The organism is [Phormidium] sp. LEGE 05292, from assembly GCF_015207735.1.
Taxonomy (GTDB): Bacteria; Cyanobacteriota; Cyanobacteriia; order Cyanobacteriales; family Aerosakkonemataceae; genus Floridanema.
On sequence record NZ_JADEWG010000023.1, the window covers coordinates 33430 to 53431 of the forward strand.

The following is a 20002-nucleotide window of genomic DNA, read 5'->3' on the forward strand; positions in this document are numbered from 1 at the left end:
AATTTAGCGGATGGTGCGTTAATAACGCACCCTACAATAAAGTTCAACCGACAACTAAATCATGAATAGAGAAATTAACCAGCGATTAACAGCAGAAAACACTGAAATTAAACTATTAGTTCTCGACATTGATGGGACGATCGCAGGAGAATCTAACCAAATTAGCCAAGCTGTCAAACAAGCCATAAAAGCAGTCCAAGCTAAAGGCATAAAAGTAGCGATCGCAACAGGCAGAATGTACTGTTCCGCTTTACGTTTTCATCAAGATATAAATTCCGATCTGCCACTCATGGCTTACCAAGGAGCACTAATCAAAGATCCGGCAACAGAAAAAGTTTTACAACATTTGCCAGTATCTAAAGATATGGCATTGCGGTTATTAGATTACTTTGAAAAACCAGAACTGCGATCGCTCCTTTCCGTTCATTTTTATATCAACGATCAACTTTACGTGCGAGAAATCACCCCTGAAACCCAAATTTATGCCGGACGTTCCAACATTCAACCAATAGCAGTCGGTGACTTACGAAAAGTTTTAGATACCGAAAATGAACCGACAAAAATATTAGCATTGAGTGACGATACCGACGCGATCGAACATCTTTTAGGCACACTCAGGCAACAATACACCCCAGCAGAACTGTACCTCACCACATCTGTAGCTACCTTTTTTGAAGCTACTAATCCTTGGGTAAACAAAGGAGCAGCTGTGCGTTATTTAGCTGAAGAAATCTTAGGATTGTCCGCCAGCAACGTCATGACTATAGGCGATAACTTTAATGATGTAGAAATGCTCGAATATGCAGGTATTGGCGTAGCGATGGGTGGTGGCCCTGTGGGAGTCCAAGCTATCGCACATTGGGTAGCCCCTAGTGTAGAAGAAGATGGGGTAGCCGCTGCGATCGAGAAATTCATCCTCTAAAAAAACCCCTTAAATCAGAAAGAGAACCGACGACTGGCCGTGTTTCGTCTCGGTTCTCTTGCTGGTTCGCTCCTCACACATCTGTAAATATACAGGAGGTTTTTTAATTTGTCACCCCTTTTAAGAAAATTTTCATACTTTAGGCATAGAAAGGCATAAAACTCTTGGGGGAAGGCAGAGGGGCAAGGGGAGATGGGGAGATGGGGGGAAATAATTTAATCACATCTAAAACTCCCCCTACCTCCCTACCTCCCTACCTCTTCTTCCCAGTCCCCAGTCCCTGGCTACAATTCCAGAGGTGCTGAAATACCCAAATATTCTTCTAAAAGTAGTTGCAGCATTGTTTGGGTAGCCATAAGTAAACCGAGTCTTGCTTGGGCTAGTTCTGGAGTTTCTGTCTTTACCTCCCCCCAGAGGCGGCATTGGCGATAAAACTTTTCCCAGGAGAGGCTGATTCCTTGGGCTAGTTTTTCCCAATTGGGATTTTTTGATGATGCGGGACAGTACATCGCATCTAAGGCAGAAAATAGTTGAGAAATTAAGCTGCGTTCTGCGGGATGGGTTAATCGCAATTGTCCCATTTCATTTAACCAGGGAATAGCATCAGGTGCGATCGCTCCCCATTTCCCATCAGCTTGAGCCAAACGCAGCAGCGAACAACAACGCGCATGAGCATATTGCACAGAGAATAGGGACTGGGAACTGGGGATTGGGGACTGGGGACTAGGAAAGTTTTGAGTTGTAGGGGCGGGTTTAGTAGACAATTTTTTGCTCATAGCAGAAGAATTAACAACAAAACCCGCCCTTACAGATTTTTCTTGTCCCCCCATCCCCCCATCCCCCCATCTCCTTGTCCTAGTAGCCTGTCACGCCTCACTAGTTAGGGCAACAGGGGTTTGATTAGCTGAAATTTCTTGATTTTCTCCTGTTTTTCCGGTTTCTCCTGTTTCCTGCTGATTATCTACTACTTGTATTTGCCCCATTTGTCTGATTTGTTCTGCAATCCAGGTTTCAAACATTTCGTCTAGTAAACGACGACGCATCGCATCGTCGAGTTGGGCAGGGATATTCTTTTCTAATCTAATAATTACAAACCATTCTGCCAAAGCTCTAGGGGGCCAAAGTTGACCGGGTTGGCTGACGGCTAGTAATTGACCGATGAGGGGATGGGGTTGCTTAATAGAAACAGGTCCCAGCAAGCCTCCGGTTTTAGCTTCAGGCCCTTGGGAGTATTTTTCTGCTAATTCCGCAAAGGATTGTTCGCCTTCTTGAATGCGGAAATAAATTTCGTTGGCTAAACCCAAATCTTTTGTCCGAATCAGGGAGTAAACTACTTGGTCGAGAAAGGGTTTGCGCGTGAGAAAATAATTTTCTACCTTGTTTGCCCAGTTAGCTTGCTTGTATTTTTCCACTTGCAGAGGACGCACTGATAATTCTTTTAAATGTTCAGCTGTTATTCCTTGGTTTTGCAGCCAAGCCGCTTTAGCTTCTGGGCTATTAAGTTGATACTGAGCTTCAATTTGGGCAACGGCTGAGAGCATTTCTTCCTCAGTATATGGGATGTCTGCGATCGCTTGGTCGATAATCAACCCCCGTAAAAATTGGGGCATTAGCTGGTAACGAGTCATCATTTCCAGCATTTCTGTAGGTTGAATTTTTTGCTCGCCCGCTTGAAATACTACTGTCATCACTTCTGAGTTATGATTTTTTCTTTGGCTTTTGGTGCATCCACAATGATTCTGTTATTAAAGTACCCTCTAAACCCACAGTTTTAACAGCCCGCATTACTCCCGGCCATCCTACTTCATAATCATCACAGAGCAGAAATCCGCCCGGTTTGATTTTGGGATACCAGTTTAGCAAATCAGCTTTTACAGAATCATAGTCATGGGCAGCATCCACGAAAACTAAGTCTAGGGATTCTGGATCAAACTTAGCAGCTGCTTCTGTTGTAGTCATTGATAAGGTATAAATTTTATCTTTTACTCCAAATTGCTCTATATTCTTGGTAAATGCTGCCAGTAAATTACTTACATCAAAATTAGATTGTTTATGTTCTTCCGATCCCTGAAAATGATCGACGCAGTATAATATACTATCCGCTGGTAATACAGAGGCGATCGCTACGCTACTGCGACCTTTATACGATCCTAACTCGACTACCTTCGACCCGGTAGGTAACTGTTTAACAATTTTTTGCAAAGCCAAAGCTTGAGCTAGGCTAAACCAGCCTTCAATGCCCTCCCATTCTAGAATTCCCGTAAAGTCGTATAGACTCATCTGCTAATTACTATTTGCTAAATTTTCTAAACAACATCTTCATATTTTCGAGCATCAATTGCCAAAATTCGCTGAAAATTCTTTACAATTTATGAGCAATTACCCAGGTTATAGGCGACCTTAACAAACTTCATGCGGATTCTGTTTACAATTGCTCACTTTTTCCAACCCAGCGAACATAGTCAGTATGGTTCACAGGGTAAAAATCCCCAACCTCGGATACAAGCACTTACCGCCTGTATCAGTTCTTTACACAAATTATTTGGTAAATCCCAGGCTAGCATTGATATTGCTCAAAGTTCAGCGAAACCAGCAAATCAGTCCGTAACACACAATATAGATATTGTTATTTGTACTACTAAAAATCAACACCTCCTTGACCAACTTTCCCTACCTTCGGACTTATATAAACACTATCGCACCAATGCCGAATCGATGTTACTCGGTTTTGAGTGTCAAGCATTACTCCGTGATTGTCTTGGCAGTTACGATTATTTTTGTTTTTTAGAAGACGACTTAATTCTGCACGACCCTTGGTTATTTGTCAAACTTAATTGGTTTAACAAACAAGCTGGGGATCAAGCTTTACTTCAACCAAATCGTTACGAACTTTCTCCCCCAGGAAACAGCAAAAAAATTTACATAGATGGTAATTTGTCACCATTGATAACTGCGGAATTTCAAAATGTCGAAGAACAACCGGAACTGCTGGGGCAAATTCTAGGACAAACAGTGATTTTTCAGCGTGCTACGAACCCGCATTCTGGCTGTTATTTCCTCAATGTTGCCCAAATGAGTACTTGGGTACAGCAACCGCATTTTCTCGATCGTAATAGTAGTTTTTTTAGCCCTTTAGAAAGTGCAGCTACGCTAGGAATCATGCGAACTTTTCGCATTTATAAACCTACTCCTCAAAATGCCAACTTTTTGGAAATTGAACATTACGGTAATGCTTGGAGTCAGAAACTTTTAGGAGTTCCTGCCGAGGAGCAAGGAAACAGGGGAACACAGGAGCAAGGAAGCAGAGGAACACAGGAGCAAGTTAAAGTTTCTCAGCCATCGAGTTTAGCTATTGAGCCAGCAATTGTTAGTTCTGCTTCTATACCTGATTATTACAATCGAGCTAACCCTGATTTACTCCGACTTTTGCCAGCTGATGCCAAAGTAGTTATAGAAGTTGGTTGTGGGGCAGGAGCTTTAGGAGAACAGTATAAAAGAATTAATCCTCATTGTAAATATATTGGCATTGAATTAAATGAAACTGCGGCGAAAATTGCGGCGACAAGATTAGATCGTGTAGTAATAGGAAGTGTAGAAAACTTAAATATAGCGGATGAAATTGGCGAAGGTATAGCAGATTGTTTGGTGTATGGAGATGTGTTAGAACATCTGGTTAATCCTTGGGCGGTGCTTGGCGATCGTCTAAAATGGTTGAAAGCAGATGGTCAAGTTTTAGCTTGTATTCCTAATGTGCAACATTGGAGTTTAATTCTGCGATTATTGCGGGGAAATTGGGAATACGAAGAGGAAGGATTGTTAGATAAAACTCACTTACGCTTTTTTGCTTTAGATACAATTAAGCAATTATTTGCATCTGTAGGATTACATATTTATGATGTGCAACCTAGAGGACAACAAGGAGAGACTTTTCATAAATTCCAACAAATAATGGCTCCAGTTATTAATAGTTTAGGTTTGTTGGCAAGTGATTTTGCTCAGAGAACCGCAGCTTTACAATATGTAGTACGAGCAACTAAAACTCCGATTGCATCTAAACCGTTGCTAATACAAACTATTTTAATGGCTCCGTTGGCGTGCGATCGCGTCCGAATTTTAGAACCAGACCAACTAAGTGCTACAATTCCCGGAGTACGAACCTTAGCTACAGTGAAAACAGCTAATTTGAGCGTTGGTACACCGGAAGAAGAGAAAGTATTTATTTGGCAAAGGGCATTTTTACGAAAGCCAAATGAGATTCCGCAACTGCAAGAATTACTGCGCCGAGGTTATTTAATTGTCGCAGAAATTGACGACGATCCGTTACGTTGGCCCGCTCATGAAGAAAATCAATTTTTCAGTTATAGTGCTTGCCATTGTGTACAAACTTCTACCGAACCTTTGGCAGAGTTTTTGCGGGGAATAAATCCGAATGTAGCGGTTTTTCAGAATCAATTAGCTTATCTTCCGCCAGCCAGAAACTATGAATTAGATACGCCAGTTACCTTGTTTTTTGGTGCTTTGAATCGAGAAGAAGATTGGGCAGAAATTATGCCTGTGATTAATCGGGTGTTGGCCCAATTTGGCGATCGTATTCGCGTACAAGTAATCTACGATCAAAAGTTCTTCAATGCTTTATCAATACCTCACAAACAATTTGAATCTTTCTGTCCTTACGAAAGATATCAGGAACTTCTCCATACCTGTGACCTTGCCATTTTACCCTTGAATCCCACCAGATTTAACAGCATGAAATCCGACCTCAAATTTATTGAATGTGCTGGACATGGAGTAACAGTTTTAGCCAGTCCAACAGTTTACGAACGCTCAATTATTGAAGGGGAAACCGGATTAATTTATCATTCAGTAACCGAGTTTGAAGATAAATTGAAAAAGTTAATTTCTGAAACAAAATGGCGGCAAAAACTTGCCCAAAATGCTTATGAATGGGTGAAAAACAATCGCCTACTTTCCCAACATTACCGTCAACGCCGAGATTGGTATTTAAAAATGCGAGAAGATTTACCCAGGTTAAATGCTGAGTTAAAAAGTAGAGTGCCGGAATTGTTTGTTTAATTCTCTTTTGTCGGGTGCGTATACTGAAATCTTACGCCTAGAGGCAGAGCCTCTGTTTTTCGTTTCCAGGTTCAACCAGGGAACGAGTTCTGGGAGGTTATACCTCCCCTACGGCATTCAACCCACTTCTTCCAGGCAATATTTGATGCTTCTCTGACAACTGAACTCAAATCACATTGATACAAGGCTGAACACGATAGAAAATTAATTTCTAGAACGTAAGCCAAATTATTAGAGCAACAGAGATCTAAAACCCAAATTGGGTCAGGCTGCCATTGTTGTTGTGCCACTGCTTCGGCTACTCTTTGGACAACTTCAGGCATTCCAGATTGATAGTAAGGTTTCCCAAACTGCCGATATTGAGAAGCACATAAGATTTGTCCTTGGGCAATAATTACTCGCCACTCTGCTTCGATCGGTTTTTCTGGTGCAACAATTACCAATATGTTTGGATCTTCGAGATAGTGGCGCTTCATAAAACTATCTAAGTCAGTCAATTCTTCAAGAGAATAAAGCCCACCTGCAAAAGGTTTAAGCGGACTGTTGGGACGGATAAACAAACGTTTGCTCTCCTCAAGGCTAAGGAGTAATTTAGGGTTGTCAAAGGCGGAGGAAGACAACTCCGACAGGGGCAGAATATAACCGTCGGCATTCAACAGCCAAGGTTTAAGATGAGGATAATAGGCTGTGCAACAGTAATTTTCAATAGTCCCGATAATTCCTGGTATCCAAGACAAATTGCGGCTTAGAATCTGTTGAGCAATATGGAGCGATCCATAGAAGATGATGCACTCTGTTTTGGGAAAGAAGTGTTGATAGTCTGTGATGCCTCTGGTGTAGTCAACGATCTTAACATTGTGTCCTTGCTTCTCGATCTCATTTGCAAGTGGAGTCATAGAACAGCCAAATACACCGTCCTCTAGAATCCAGTTAATCATCCAGCTACCCCCGCCCAAGTGGTATTGTTAAACTTCACTTAATTTGTACTTAAGTCTATTTAAATATAGGCTTAAATTATCATTGGTCATTGTTCATTAAGCATTTAATTTCCAACTAATGACCAATGACCAAAAGGACTGAAGTCCTTACAACAGACGAGGATTACTTAGTTACTACCATTTTTACACCTCCCACAGGTGCCATTGTGATGCCGCGACGTGCAGGTACTACGGGACGATTTTCGGCAAGTTTTAGTTGAGTGCGCCGCAATATTGTTGCTAAAACTAATTTCATTTCAAACATGGCAAATGCCATTCCGATACAGCGCCGATTTCCGCCACCAAAGGGGAAAAATTCATAAGGGGAAAATTGCCGTTCTAGAAAACGTTCTGGTTTAAATTGTTTGGATTGCGGATATAAGTCTTCTCGATGATGTACTAAATAAATACAGGGTGCGAGTATAGTTCCTGGCTGAAATTCATAGTCCATAATCTTGATTGGTGCTTGGACAATTCGAGGAAAAGTAAATAAAACTACTGGATAAATTCGCAGGGTTTCACAACAAACAGCGTTGAGGTAAGGTAGTTTGGTAATTGCCATTAAGTCGAGATTTTCGCCAAGGGAATTTAACTCATTGAGTAATTTTTCTTTGACTTCTGGAAGATGATGAATCCAGTATAATGCCCAAGCTAAGGCTGTAGCTGTGGTTTCATGTCCGGCAAACAAAAGCGTCATTAATTCATCTCTTAATTCGGCTTCTGTCATTGGTTGTCCGGCTTCATCTCTGGCGGATAACATTAATGTGAGAATGTCTTCGCCTGAGAAGTCGTTAGCAGTTTTTCTTTCTCTAATTTCAGCATTAAGTAATTCGTTAATTTGCTGTTTTTGGCGGATAAATTTACCCCAAGGACTCCATGCACCTAAGTCTTTTTGCAGTAATGGTAATAGGATAAAAGTAGACTTTAAAGGTGAGCCAATTGTATCTATAAGTGTCCCCATTAGTTCGCGGAGTTGGTAATAACGTTCTCCTTCATCTAAACCAAAGATGCTGCGTAAAATTACCCTTAAGGAGATTTGTTGCATTGCCTCACGCGCCGAGAAAATTTGCCCGATTTCCCATTGATTAATTACTTGTTCGGTAAGTTCGCAAATAGTGTTACCATAGGCTTTCATTCTTTCGCCATGAAATGAGGGAAGCAAAAGTTTTCTTTGCTGTTGATGATAATTGCCATCATGCAAGGTGAGAGAATAATCGCCTAGTAAAGGGCGGATAATTTCGTTCCCTTGAGCAGAATTAAAAGTTTTGGAGTCGGCTGTAAAGATTTCTTGAATTGCTTGGGGATTACTAATAACTACTTGAGTGGGAAATCCGGCAAATTTTGATGTATAAAAATCTCCGTATTCTTGGGCATATTTTTCTAGGTATTTAAATGGTTGGAAAATGGCACGGATTGTTTGAATAAATCGGGAAACTTTGGGGCCATCAGGTAGATTTTTAATGGGTTGAGCTTGCCTATTTTCTGATATTGTTACCATTTGGACTTCTCCTGTGGGAATTGGCGATCGCTAAAATTTTAACCAAATTAATTTACTATTGCTCTCACATCATAACTATAATGTAAAATTACCAGCATAAGCCATTAAATTTAACCATCTGTCCTACTAACACAACTCATGCAAAACTTCCCAGAAAACATTAACGGAATTCCTAACATTTCCGGTTGGGAAAGCGAACTCTTTTCCGTGACGCAACAAAATCAACCAATCTTCCTAGCCAAAACCAATATTAAATTATCCCAAGTACAAGCTGTATTTGCCATAGCCCTACACCTACACCAACCCACAATTCCTGCTGGACAAAATGGCGAATTAATTAGCAATTTACAGTATATGTTTGAACATCCCAACGAAGGAGATAATCACAACGCTGCACCCTTCGCTAATTGTTACAAACGCATGGCAGATTTCATTCCCGAATTAGTTAGTAATGGCTGCAATCCTCGCGTCATGTTAGATTATTCTGGCAATCTTTTATGGGGATTGCGACAAATATGGGGAGGAGATATATTAGAAAATCTGAAACGAATTGCGATCGATCCTAATTATCAACCTTATGTAGAATGGTTAGGTACAATGTGGAGTCATTCAGTTGTTCCTTCCACTCCCATTCCAGATATTAAATTACATATTCAAGCTTGGCAACATCATTTTGCCGCAATATTTGGTTGGGAAGCTTTAGCCAGAGTCAAGGGTTTTTCCCCGCCAGAAATGCACTTACCAAATCATCCTGATACTTTGTTTCAATTTGTCAAAGCTTTAAAAGAATGCGGCTATCGTTGGTTATTAGTACAAGAACATTCCGTCGAAACTCTTGATGGTAAACCTTTACAAAATCGCCATTTACCCCATCGTTTAGTTGCCCGAAATTCCCAAGGGGAAGAAATTAGCATTACCGCTTTAATTAAAACTCAAGGTTCCGATACTAAATTAGTCGGACAAATGCAGCCTTATTACGAAGCAAAAACTTTATCTCGACAAAAGTTAGGTGGTGTGGAAATTCCACCAATAGTTAGTCAAATTGGGGATGGAGAAAATGGCGGAGTGATGATGAATGAATTTCCTAGTGCTTTCTTCCGCGCTTGTTATGAAATCAAGGATAATGGCGGAGGAACATCGGGAATTGTGGCGATGAATGGCACAGAATATTTAGAATTAATCGAAGAAGCAGGTTGTCATTCTGATAGTTATCCCACTTGTCAACCCATTAGTCAACATTTGATTTGGCAGAAAGTTTCGCCAGAAAATTGTACTCCAGATGCAGTAGCTAAGGCAATTCAGGAATTGAAAGAAACCAATCATAACTTTCATGTGGATGGTGCATCTTGGACAAATCATATTAGCTGGGTGAAAGGGTACGAAAATGTTTTGTCTCCGATGAATCAGTTGAGTGCTTTGTTTCATCAAAAAGTTGATTCGTTGCCAGCAAGGGTAACTCAAGAAGCTGATTATCGGGAAGCTTTAATGTATAATTTGTTGTTGCAAACTAGTTGTTTTCGGTATTGGGGACAAGGAATGTGGACTGATTTTGCCAAGGAAATTTATCGTCGTGGGGAAGTAGCCGTAAATAAGTTGTAATACAGGTTCGTTGTGAGCACTTCAGTGCGATTAGTTAGGAAAGAGAACGACTGAAGTCGTCACAACGAACAGGTCTGTTGTGAGCACTTTAGTGCGATTAGTTAGGAAAGAGAACGACTGAAGTCGTCACAACGAACAGGTCTGTTGTGAGCACTTTAGTGCGATTAGTTAGGAAAGAGAACGACTGAAGTCGTCACAACGAACAGGTCTGTTGTGAGCACTTCAGTGCGATTAGTTAGGAAAGAGAACGACTGAAGTCGTCACAACGAACAGGTCTGTTGTGAGCACTTTAGTGCGATTAGTTAGGAAAGAGAACGACTGAAGTCGTCACAACGAACAGGTCTGTTGTGAGCACTTTAGTGCGATTAGTTAGGAAAGAGAACGACTGAAGTCGTCACAACGAACAGGTCTGTTGTGAGCACTTTAGTGCGATTAGTTAGGAAAAAAACGACTGAAGTCGTCACAACGAACAGGTCTGTTGTGAGCACTTTAGTGCGATTAGTTAGGAAAGAGAACGACTGAAGTCGTCACAACAAACTAATACTAACTTAATGTTTTATGGAATTCATTGGGATTTGTATATGGTTTTTTGATGGGGAATGTGGGATAATTTAATAGTTGCATCCAGATTATTGTATTTTATGATTGAAAGCCAAGTAGAAAATCGATCGCCTCTAAAGCGTTTAATTATCAGCTTGTTATCTCTGTTAATTGCGACTATTCTTTTGTTAGGAATGAATATAGTTTCTCCCGGAGGAATGACAATGTTTGCAGGGAAAAGACCTACTAATCTTGGTGTCAACGATGGTAAATTAGCAGCTTGTCCCAGTTCACCTAATTGTGTTAGTAGCCAAAGCACAGATACGCTGCACAAAATTGAGCCATTAACCTATAATACCTCTGCTGCGGAAGCAATGGCGGATTTAAAAAAGGTAATTGAATCACAAGAAAGAACTAAGATTATTTCCCAATCTCCTAACTACATCTACGCCGAATTTAAAACCAAGTTAATGGGATTTGTGGATGATGTAGAATTTTATCTGGATGAAGCAGTAAAAGTAATTCATGTGCGTTCTGCCTCCAGGTTAGGAGAATCGGATTTAGGCGTGAATCGGAACCGAATTGAAACTATTAGAGCCGCATTTGATACATTGAAAGGTTAATAATAGTACAGTGGTATTTTCCCGCTTAGATGGAATGGAGATTTGCGATCGCAAAAAAGTAAGGTCAAATAATGGCAACAGAAACCCATAATAAAAAAGTAGTTGTTATTGGTGCAGGTTGGGCAGGATTAGGCGCAACATATCACTTAGCAAAACAAGGATATGATGTCACATTATTAGAAGCAGGCGCATATCCTGGCGGTTTAGTTGCAGGTTGGAAAACTCCAGGGGGACGTTCTGTAGAAGCCGGAATACATGGCTTTTGGTATCCTTATAAAAACATCTTTTCTCTAATCAACGAACTAGAAATAAATCCCTTTACAGATTGGACTCGTTCTTCCCAATATTCCCCCGCCGGATTAGAAGTAGAATCCCCCATTTTTCAACAAGAACCATTACTTCCCACACCTTTAGGAACATTTATTTACACTCAATTTAAACGCCTACCATTAATTGATAGACTTTCCGCCTTACCTTTACTTTATACCTTAGTAGACTTTGACAATTCCGATGCAGCTTGGCGACGCTACGACACAGTAACCGCCAGAGAACTTTTCAAACAATTTGGAGTTTCTGCCAGACTGTACAAAGACTCCTTTGAACCAATGTTATTAGTCGGATTATTCGCCCCAGGCGAACAATGTTCCGCCGCCGCAGCTTTAGGAATGTTGTACTATTTCATCTTGGCGCATCAACCCAACTTTGATGTAGTTTGGTGTCGAGGAACAGTCGGAGAAAAAATCTTTCGTCCTTGGGTAGAACAAATCGAAAAAGTTGGCGGAAAAGTCTTAACTCAACGCCGAGTCAGTGATTTAATAGTTGATAGCAACAATCGTGCCACAGCAGTTGTTTGTGGTGAAGAAGTATTTGATGCAGATGCGGTAATTTTTGCCGTTGGAATTAGCGGAATGCAGAAAATTCTCAGCGGAAGTCCGACATTACAAACCCGTCCAGAATTCTGCAATCTTAACAACTTATCAGCAGTTGATGTTTTAGCAACCCGCCTTTGGTTTGACAGAAAAATTGATATTCCCTTACCTTCAAACGCCTGCTTTGGATTTGACAATACTACAGGTTGGACATTTTTCGATTTAAACGCTTTACATGATGAATACCGCGACGAACCAGGAACGGTTATCGAAGCCGACTTTTACCACGCCAATCAGTTTTTACCCTTAAGTAACGAAGAAATTGTCCCCATTGTGCAGCGATATTTAGCCACTTGTGTTCCAGGATTTCGAGAAGCAAAAGTAATTGATAGCAGCGTGATTCGTTTACCCAAAGCAGTTACCCACTTCTTCCCAGGTAGCTATCAATATATGTTGCCAGCAAAGACGAGTTTCGCTAATGTATTTATGAGTGGTGATTGGATTGTTAACCGTCACGGTTCATGGTCACAGGAAAAAGCTTATGTCACTGGTTTGGAAGCTGCAAATTTAGTAATTGAACAGTTTAAATTAGGAAGTAAAGCTGAAATTCTCCCAGTTGAACCCGATGAACCGCACATTCAAGCAGCAAGAACAGTTAACCAGTGGACGAGAGATTTAACTAAAACTCTCCTACCAAACTTTTGGCTACCCTAAACCATCTGCGTTCATCTGCATTCTATTTTCTTAAAAATCCTTCTGCCCTCTGCCTTCTGCCTTCTGCCTTCTTATTAAATCTATGAATCAGCAAAACCCAACGAACTTAACAGTAGAACAATCCCAAAAAATCCTTAAAGAATATAGTTGTATAGATATCAAGCCTGTAGAATCAGATTCAGAAAAAGCATTGCTGCGTCAAGCTTTGCAACTAATTGCTGATTTGGCGGATTACTTGAACTTTGGCATCTGCGCTGAGACGACAGAACAAGGATTTTTAGCTTTACAAAAATACTTAAATGGTCTGGGTTACGATGTTTCTTTAGATACTCAGAAAAGTCAGGAAATTCCTGGTTCAGTGTACATAAAATTTAACACCAATAAACAGAGTTTTTACTTAGATTCTTACACCGGAAATTATCGCGGAGTGCTTGTATCATGCCAGTCTTCGGCGCGAGAAGACATCAGTGGAACTTACGGACATCTACCGTTAGATTTATTTGATTAGTGGGTATAATTCAATCATCTAGGTAATGTGATCAATATCACGACCAAATTGGAGTTCAATCACTCTAACTCGACTTTCTCTAAAGCATATTATTTATATCTTGGGTTGTGGGAGTAAACTAGCCACCCAAGGCGAGGTGAGCTATCATGCAAACAAAACTGATTAAATTCTTAACAGACGAATTGGCGATTCCTTCTTCCTCTATTGAACTTGCTTTACGGCACAATGAAGGAACTCCTGGTTTCTTACACATGATTCTTTGGCAGTATGGACTTGTCACATTGCCACAGTTAGATCAAATTTTTGATTGGTTAGAAACAGCATAGTAATCACAATTAAGTATGTTTAAGCCCAAAGACAGCAGAGAAGCCAAGGAAACGATTTATTCACCGAAAATCGTCAACTCCTTAAGCCCCTCTGCTGCTGATGTTTTAAAGGCTTAACGCATGATATCGACCCAAGGCTGTGAGTGGAAAGTGTTGTTGATAGAGGTGGTACTTAATATAGAAGTGGCAAGGAAAGCCAGTACCAGTGAAATAATCCTCGTCCCAAGTGCCATCTGATTTTTGAGTTGCCAAAAGATAGTTTACTCCCCTATCAATTGCCTCTTTTGCAAAATTTCCCGTCGCCTCGCCTGCTGCGATTAATCCGATTAAAGCCCAAGCTGTTTGAGATGCGGTACTATCCCCTTTTCCTTTTAAGCTGGGGTCATTGTAGCTAAAGCAAGTTTCGCCCCATCCACCATCGGCATTTTGACAATTGACTAACCAAGCTGCACCTTTTTCGATATTACTGCGATGGGTTTTTGGCGCAACTAAAGATAATGCTGCTAATACGCCGCTGGTGCCATAAATGTAATTTACTCCCCAACGACCAAACCAACAACCCTCGGCTTCTTGTTCTTTTTTGAGATATTCTAAGGCGCGATTCATGTTGTAATCGTCGAGGGAAATTTGGCAATTTCCTAACATTTCTAACACTCTAGCGGTGACATCAGCTGTGTTGGGGTCAATCATGGCTTTTAAGTCACCGTAGGGAATCGCATTTAACCAATCGGCATTATTATTTAGGTCAAAAGCTGCCCATCCTCCATCTTGACATTGCATGGAAGCAATCCAATCTACGGCGCGATTGATGGCAGCTTGTTTCAATTTTTCGTTGGGTAGTTTGACCTGATTTAATGCCATGACTATCACGGCTGAATCATCTACGTCTGGATAGAAATTATTGACAAATTCAAACGCCCAAGCACCAGGTTTTCCCTGTTTATTTTTAACAGCCCAATCACCATACTCAAGGATTTGTTTTTGGATTAACCATTCTCCGGCGCGAACTAATGCGGGGTGATTGGGTGCAATTCCTGAATCTACTAAACTTCGCATTACTAATCCTGTATCCCAAACTGGAGAAATGCAAGCTTGGACTCGATAGGTGTTTTCGGTTTCAATGGAAAAGTTATCTAATGCTTGCAATCCTCGTTCTACATAAGGGTCGGCTACATCGTAATCCAAAGCCCGTAATGCTAGAAGGGAATTTAACATTGCGGGAATAATTCCGCCCCAATCTCCGGTTTCTTCCTGGCGTTCTAATACCCATTTTTCGGCGGCTTTAATTCCTTCTTCCCGGAAAGGAACTAGGTTGAATTTTTCGGCTAGTTTGAAGGCGTTATCGAGGTGAAGAAATATATCACTCCAATCGTTGTTTTTGGGTAATTCAAATTTGGCATTACCCACTCCTTCGGCGTAAAGTTCGTCTAATGTAATGGCGGGATTGGTGATGAAAACTGGTTTGCGATCGAACACAATCAATAAAGGTACTGTGCTACCCCTCGCCCAACTGGACATTTCGTAAATATTGACGGGGAAAAACTCAGGTAAAAACATTACCCAAGGTGGTATGGAAGGAATACCTCGCCAGTCGTAGCAACCAATTAATGCTAAGTGAAGTTTGGTAAAAATTCTGGCTTTACTAATACCACCTTTGGCTAAAATGAATTCTCGTGCTTTGCTCATGGCGGAGTCAGTTTCCGAGACTCCGAGTAATTTCAGCGCCATGTAAGCTTCAATTGTGGTGCTTAGTTCGCCGCCGTCGCCGTAAAATAATTCCCAGCCTCCGTGCTCGCGCTGTTCTTTTCGCAAGTAAGCTTCGGCTTTGTGTAGTGGTCTACTGCTGTCTGTTCCCCAAATTTTATGCAGTAGTACTGCTTCTGAGGTAATCGTCACGTTAGATTGTAATTCCGCCCACCAGTATCCGTCGGGATATTGAATGGAAAGTAAGTAATCCTGAGAAGCTTTAATAGCGGCTTCTAAACTCTTGCGGGACACTGTTGTTTTGTCTTGCGTTTGCATAATTCTCCGTTCACCCTAGATCGCATCTGCCTTGATGCAGCATAAAGGATTATCCTTTATTTGTTGCGTTTTATAACAGAACTAGCCCGCGAATGGCAACAGTATTCACGATTAGAGCGGGATTTTTTATATTTTATTGCCACAAATTTGCAAATTCTCTCTACTTGCTTATTTCCTTGGGTTGATGGCTAACAGATGAGCATTTGTTATTCTAAAAACATGAAAGAAAAAGTTAAAAAGGAGCGTTGATTATGAATATTTTAGCTTGGGTTGTTTTAGGTTTGTTGGCTGGTGCGATCGCTAAAGCTATTTATCCCGGATATCAAGGCGGTGGCATTTTAGGTACGCTAATTCTTGGTATTGTTGGTGCTTTCGTTGGCGGCACTTTAGCCACTTTATTGCAAACAGGAAGTCTGCAACTTACGGCTACAACTCTGAGTATTCCTGGAGTTTTTGTTGCAGTTTTAGGTGCTATTATTGCCATTTGGATTTGGAATTACTTCAATCGCAAAGCATATCGTTAAATACACATTTCTCCTACTTGAATTATATTAAACGCTCCTAGAAATTGAGGAGCGTTTTTGTTATTTTTATTTAATAATGCTCGATCTAAATTTTCTAACTATAAAATTGTCAAGTAAGTATCTGCTGATTCTGAGGGTAAAACTTTTAAAGTTTGGTTGCCTAAGTCAGGTTCTAAACCGAGTGCTTCTAAGGGAATCACTCCGATTAAAGCATCTCTTGACTTAATTTATCTTAAGTATGACAAGTTTTTCTGGATAACAGCGATAAAATGAAAGTTCTTAATGATTACAATACAAAATGTTGTATCCTGCTTTTTGATGTTAATCATTTTACCTTATGGCGATCGCTAATTTTCCATTACTCCTATCTTTTCTGTCTTTAATAATTTGGATAATACTTCTTGTTTTTAGAGGTCAGTTTTGGCGTTGCAATCAACTGCTACCAAATCTTTCACCATCCACTTTATTACAAGATTACCCCGCAATTTGTGCTGTCATCCCCGCACGCAATGAAGCCCAGATGATTCTGTTCAGTTTGCGATCGCTTTTTCAACAATCTTATCCCGGTTCTTTCACCATTGTCTTAGTTGATGATAATAGCACCGATAATACTGCTATCATTGCCCAAGAACTTGCTAAAGAATTAAATAAAACCGAACAATTACATATTATTTCGGGTGCAGCTTTACCTGCTGGTTGGAGTGGCAAACTTTGGGCAATGGAACAAGGTATTCGTTACGCCGAAACTCTCAATCCATTAGCTGATTATTTGCTTTTAACTGATGCGGATATTCAACATCATACTACGAATCTTGACGAATTGATTGCCAAAGCAAAACAGGAGAATTTAGATTTAGTTTCTTTAATGGTTTTGCTGCGTTGCGAGAGTTTTTGGGAAAAGTTGTTAATTCCGGCTTTTGTGTTTTTCTTTCAAAAACTTTACCCTTTTCCGTTGGTAAACAATCCTAATAAATCTATTGCCGCTGCTGCGGGAGGCTGTATTTTAATTAAACGGGAAACTTTAACCAAAATTGGTGGAATTGAAAGAGTTAAACAAGCATTAATTGATGATTGTGCTTTAGCCGCAGCCGTGAAAAATCCTGGTAAAATTTGGTTAGGTTTAACTCAATCAACACGCAGTTTACGCCCTTATCCATCTTTAGAAAGTATTTGGGATATGGTAGCAAGAACGGCATATACTCAATTGAATTATTCGCCGTTTTTATTATTAGGAACTGTCATTGGGATGACTTTAGTTTATTTGGTTCCACCACTAGCTGTAATTGGTGGGTTGTTGACGGGTGATTTAGCGATCGCACTCACAGGCTTAATAACTTGGTTGCTGATGGCAATAGCTTATTTCCCCACCATCAAATTATATAATTGCTCACCAATTTTCGCCTTTTGTTTACCAATAATTGCCTTACTTTACAACTTAATGACCATAGATTCTGCTTGGCGACATTGGCGCGGAAAAGGTGGCGCTTGGAAAGGTAGAGTTTACCCCACTATTAACAGTTAATTAATTGACTCAGATGTTTAAATATTTTCAAAACGTCATATAATTGATTTCCTTGATTGCGAATTTCAAATATATTGGAGGTGGCATATCGGGGAGTTTCTCCTTTCACTAACTTAATAAAAATGAAACTTCCCCCATTGGTAATTAAGCCAAAACAAGGTTTATCTGGATAAGGATTAGTTAGCATATAACTCAGAATTTGGGCGAGTCCGGCTTCAATGGAAAAAGAAGCTCTTTTTGACTCAATCACCATCACCCAAAATTGATTTTTTAAGACTAAAGTATCAATTCTTCCGGTGATGATAACTCCTTCATTTTCTACGGCTAGTTCTACAGATTTTTCCGAAGCAACATTGAAAGGGGCTAGATAGAAATCTCCGATGAAAAGAATCGGGTCTAAAATTGCCATTCTAATCCCATCTTCTAGCAAGGGTGGGTAGGTAAGAAGATTGAAATATCCCGCCTTTACCTTGTCTAAAAGTTGTCGTTCTAAATCGCTAATTTCTGGTAAATTATCTTGCCATTCCCGAAAAAATTGATCGTCGGTGACTAATTGAATGCCAAAATTATCGATGAGGTAACGTAAGGTTATTTCTTTGGCAGGAATTGTTTGTACCATAATCAAGAGAAGGAGGCTATCTAGCTACTATTTTAATTTACTTGCTACTTCTTGTAATATTTTTAATCCTTGCAGCGAACCTTTAATTAAGTTAAATGCTGCTATTGGTTGAGTAATCATTTCCCAAGCTAAAGGCAGAGGTTGTAAATTTCCCTCTTCATTAATTGCTGAGTTAAGGTTAGGAATGTTGTGTTGGGAATCATCACTCACTACTCTTAATATTGCTACTGAAATCCCTCTTTGACTTAAAACATTTAAAGCGGCGAAACCTTCCATATCAACGACTTCTGCTGAAGAAGTTTCGGCTAAAAGGCGTTTTTCTGAAGCTGAGTAAACCACAGAATCACTGGTTAAACTTTTAACTAAAGCAACTTTGGTTTTCAATTGTTGGTAAAGTTGAGAGGTGAAAATACGATCGCACTCCCACACCTCTCCCCCATACCTACAACTTTCATACAAAACCACATTTCCCACCCCATATTTAGGTGAAAGGCTACCACACAAACCCATGATTAAAACTTTAGATGGGGATAAGGAAAAATCATTTTCCAAATATTGAGTTAAAGCTTTCACCCCCACAGGAATTGAGAAAACCAAAGGCGCAGAAGTCGCAGCTTTTACACCTCGACAAACAGCATTGTATTCTGCACCTTTGGGAACTAAAATAATTAATTGGTCATTAGTCATTTGTGATTTATGATTAGTCAGTGGATGGTGCGTTACGTTATCACGCTTCGCACCCTACAAATGAGGTGTAGGACAGGCATCTTGCCTGTCAGATCGTCAAGATGGTAAAAGTTTCAGAGTACCGTAAGCGGTTTTTGTAGCAGATAAAAGAAACTCAGGACGCAATAATTCTGGTTCAAAAACGCTCATACGTTTGTCATATTCTTGAATGCAAGTAGCGAGAAACTTTTCTAAAGTTAAACTACCTGTTACAGACTTAGCACCACTGGCGGTAAAACCTTTGCCGCTGCCTTTTTTAGTACCTTTAAAACTGCCTAAACGCCGCTTTAAAGCATTGCTATATTGCCACAAAGAAGTCGCACCTCGTAAAATTTTTGCACCCTTACCTTCTTGGAATTGTTTGTAAGCAATCCAATTGACAAAAAAGACAATGTGACGGGCTTCTTCGTGAATCACTGGATCGAAAATCTCGAAGAATTGCTGAGGGAAAAAGCCGGAATTTCTCGCAATACCAAACAAGCCAAAAGCAAAGTAGGAATCGAAGCATTCCCCATAACCAAATTTGATAAATTCCTGTTCAATTTTTTCGGGTACAGGTTTTGCTGGACGCTCAGGAGTTTCAATTTGATAATGGTTTACCATGTATTCAATTAATCTGGCATGGCGGGCTTCTTCTATTCCTTGTAAAGCGATCGCTTCTCGAATTGTCTCATCTTCGATCGTATCTGCAAAAGCTTTCACCATTGTCCCAGCATTCCGTTCCGTAGATAACGCTTCCTCCCAGAAAGGAATACCCCGCAAACGTTGCAAGTCCTCCTCATCCAGTTTGGGCCAGGGTAACTTTTCTGGTTCATACTTTAAATGGCTATCCATGAAAGATTGGCAAAATAGCTGTTTATGCGCCTCAGAACCGATTTTCATTCCTCACTCCGTTATCATCTCTACTACTGCCGCATGGCAAGCATAACTATACAGTTAA

The 20002-nt window shown here is 40.3% G+C and carries 18 protein-coding genes; 9 read left to right on the forward strand and 9 right to left on the reverse strand.

Annotated features, from left to right (window positions below):
- The first annotated feature begins 61 nt into the window (after positions 1-61).
- Complete coding sequence (locus IQ264_RS09330; protein ID WP_193980476.1) at positions 62-922, forward strand: Cof-type HAD-IIB family hydrolase; 861 nt, start codon at positions 62-64, stop codon at positions 920-922.
- A gap of 284 nt (positions 923-1206) precedes the next feature.
- Here the strand turns inward: IQ264_RS09330 and IQ264_RS09335 are convergent, their stop codons facing one another.
- The 3 genes from IQ264_RS09335 to IQ264_RS09345 all read right to left on the reverse strand — a co-directional run bounded on the left by IQ264_RS09335 (position 1207) and on the right by IQ264_RS09345 (position 3202).
- Entirely contained in the window at positions 1207-1698 is a 492-nt protein-coding gene (locus IQ264_RS09335) for a DALR anticodon-binding domain-containing protein (RefSeq protein WP_228061403.1), read from the reverse strand.
- Between the two features lie 90 nt (positions 1699-1788).
- Entirely contained in the window at positions 1789-2610 is an 822-nt protein-coding gene (locus IQ264_RS09340) for a peptidylprolyl isomerase (RefSeq protein ID WP_193980478.1), read from the reverse strand.
- A 10-nt stretch (positions 2611-2620) separates the two neighbouring features.
- Positions 2621-3202: a class I SAM-dependent methyltransferase gene (locus tag IQ264_RS09345; RefSeq protein ID WP_193980479.1), complete on the reverse strand. Its 582-nt coding sequence runs from the start codon at positions 3200-3202 to the stop codon at positions 2621-2623.
- Between the two features lie 132 nt (positions 3203-3334).
- Between IQ264_RS09345 and IQ264_RS33675 the strand changes: the two genes are divergently transcribed.
- On the forward strand, positions 3335-5995 hold the full coding sequence (locus tag IQ264_RS33675; RefSeq protein WP_322744646.1) for a methyltransferase domain-containing protein: 2661 nt from the start codon (positions 3335-3337) through the stop codon (positions 5993-5995).
- Positions 5996-6066: 71 nt separating this feature from the next.
- Here the strand turns inward: IQ264_RS33675 and IQ264_RS09355 are convergent, their stop codons facing one another.
- Both IQ264_RS09355 and IQ264_RS09360 read right to left on the reverse strand, forming a co-directional pair.
- Positions 6067-6933 (reverse strand): ATP-grasp domain-containing protein, encoded by an 867-nt coding sequence (locus IQ264_RS09355; protein WP_193980480.1) that lies wholly within the window; start codon positions 6931-6933, stop codon positions 6067-6069.
- Positions 6934-7096: 163 nt separating this feature from the next.
- The gene (locus IQ264_RS09360; protein WP_193980481.1) at positions 7097-8470 is read right to left on the reverse strand and encodes a cytochrome P450; all 1374 of its coding nucleotides are present in this window, start codon (positions 8468-8470) and stop codon (positions 7097-7099) included.
- A 138-nt stretch (positions 8471-8608) separates the two neighbouring features.
- Here IQ264_RS09360 and IQ264_RS09365 point away from each other — a divergent pair, with 138 nt between their 5' ends.
- From IQ264_RS09365 to IQ264_RS09385, 5 genes are all read left to right on the forward strand, one after another.
- The gene (locus IQ264_RS09365) at positions 8609-10069 is read left to right on the forward strand and encodes a glycosyl hydrolase family 57 (protein ID WP_193980482.1); all 1461 of its coding nucleotides are present in this window, start codon (positions 8609-8611) and stop codon (positions 10067-10069) included.
- A gap of 641 nt (positions 10070-10710) precedes the next feature.
- A complete protein-coding gene (locus IQ264_RS09370) occupies positions 10711-11232 on the forward strand; it encodes a DUF1499 domain-containing protein (protein ID WP_228061404.1) in 522 nt (173 codons plus the stop codon).
- 71 nt (positions 11233-11303) lie between these two features.
- On the forward strand, positions 11304-12815 hold the full coding sequence (locus IQ264_RS09375; RefSeq protein WP_193980483.1) for a hydroxysqualene dehydroxylase: 1512 nt from the start codon (positions 11304-11306) through the stop codon (positions 12813-12815).
- 82 nt (positions 12816-12897) lie between these two features.
- On the forward strand, positions 12898-13323 hold the full coding sequence (locus IQ264_RS09380) for a DUF1824 family protein (protein WP_193980484.1): 426 nt from the start codon (positions 12898-12900) through the stop codon (positions 13321-13323).
- 146 nt (positions 13324-13469) lie between these two features.
- Positions 13470-13649: a DUF2949 domain-containing protein gene (locus IQ264_RS09385; RefSeq protein ID WP_193980485.1), complete on the forward strand. Its 180-nt coding sequence runs from the start codon at positions 13470-13472 to the stop codon at positions 13647-13649.
- Positions 13650-13754: 105 nt separating this feature from the next.
- Here IQ264_RS09385 and shc read toward each other — a convergent pair whose 3' ends face one another.
- Complete coding sequence (gene shc / locus IQ264_RS09390; RefSeq protein WP_193980486.1) at positions 13755-15671, reverse strand: squalene--hopene cyclase; 1917 nt, start codon at positions 15669-15671, stop codon at positions 13755-13757.
- Positions 15672-15922: 251 nt separating this feature from the next.
- On the opposite strand from shc, the gene IQ264_RS09395 reads away from it, so the two are divergent.
- Together IQ264_RS09395 and IQ264_RS09400 are read left to right on the forward strand one after the other, a co-directional pair.
- Positions 15923-16195 (forward strand): GlsB/YeaQ/YmgE family stress response membrane protein, encoded by a 273-nt coding sequence (locus IQ264_RS09395; RefSeq protein ID WP_193980487.1) that lies wholly within the window; start codon positions 15923-15925, stop codon positions 16193-16195.
- A gap of 337 nt (positions 16196-16532) precedes the next feature.
- A complete protein-coding gene (locus tag IQ264_RS09400) occupies positions 16533-17717 on the forward strand; it encodes a glycosyltransferase (protein WP_193980488.1) in 1185 nt (394 codons plus the stop codon).
- Here IQ264_RS09400 and IQ264_RS09405 read toward each other — a convergent pair.
- The 3 genes from IQ264_RS09405 to IQ264_RS09415 all read right to left on the reverse strand — a co-directional run bounded on the left by IQ264_RS09405 (position 17707) and on the right by IQ264_RS09415 (position 19944).
- Positions 17707-18336 carry a restriction endonuclease subunit R gene (locus tag IQ264_RS09405; RefSeq protein WP_193980489.1) on the reverse strand — a complete coding sequence of 210 codons (630 nt, stop codon included), beginning with the start codon at positions 18334-18336 and terminating at the stop codon, positions 17707-17709. The two genes, IQ264_RS09400 and IQ264_RS09405, sit on opposite strands and share 11 nt — an antisense overlap.
- Before the next feature lie 27 nt (positions 18337-18363).
- Positions 18364-19023, reverse strand: a complete 660-nt coding sequence (locus IQ264_RS09410) for a phosphorylase (protein ID WP_193980490.1) — start codon at positions 19021-19023, stop codon at positions 18364-18366.
- Between the two features lie 96 nt (positions 19024-19119).
- Positions 19120-19944 (reverse strand): ferritin-like domain-containing protein, encoded by an 825-nt coding sequence (locus tag IQ264_RS09415; protein WP_193980491.1) that lies wholly within the window; start codon positions 19942-19944, stop codon positions 19120-19122.
- Positions 19945-20002 lie beyond the last annotated feature (58 nt).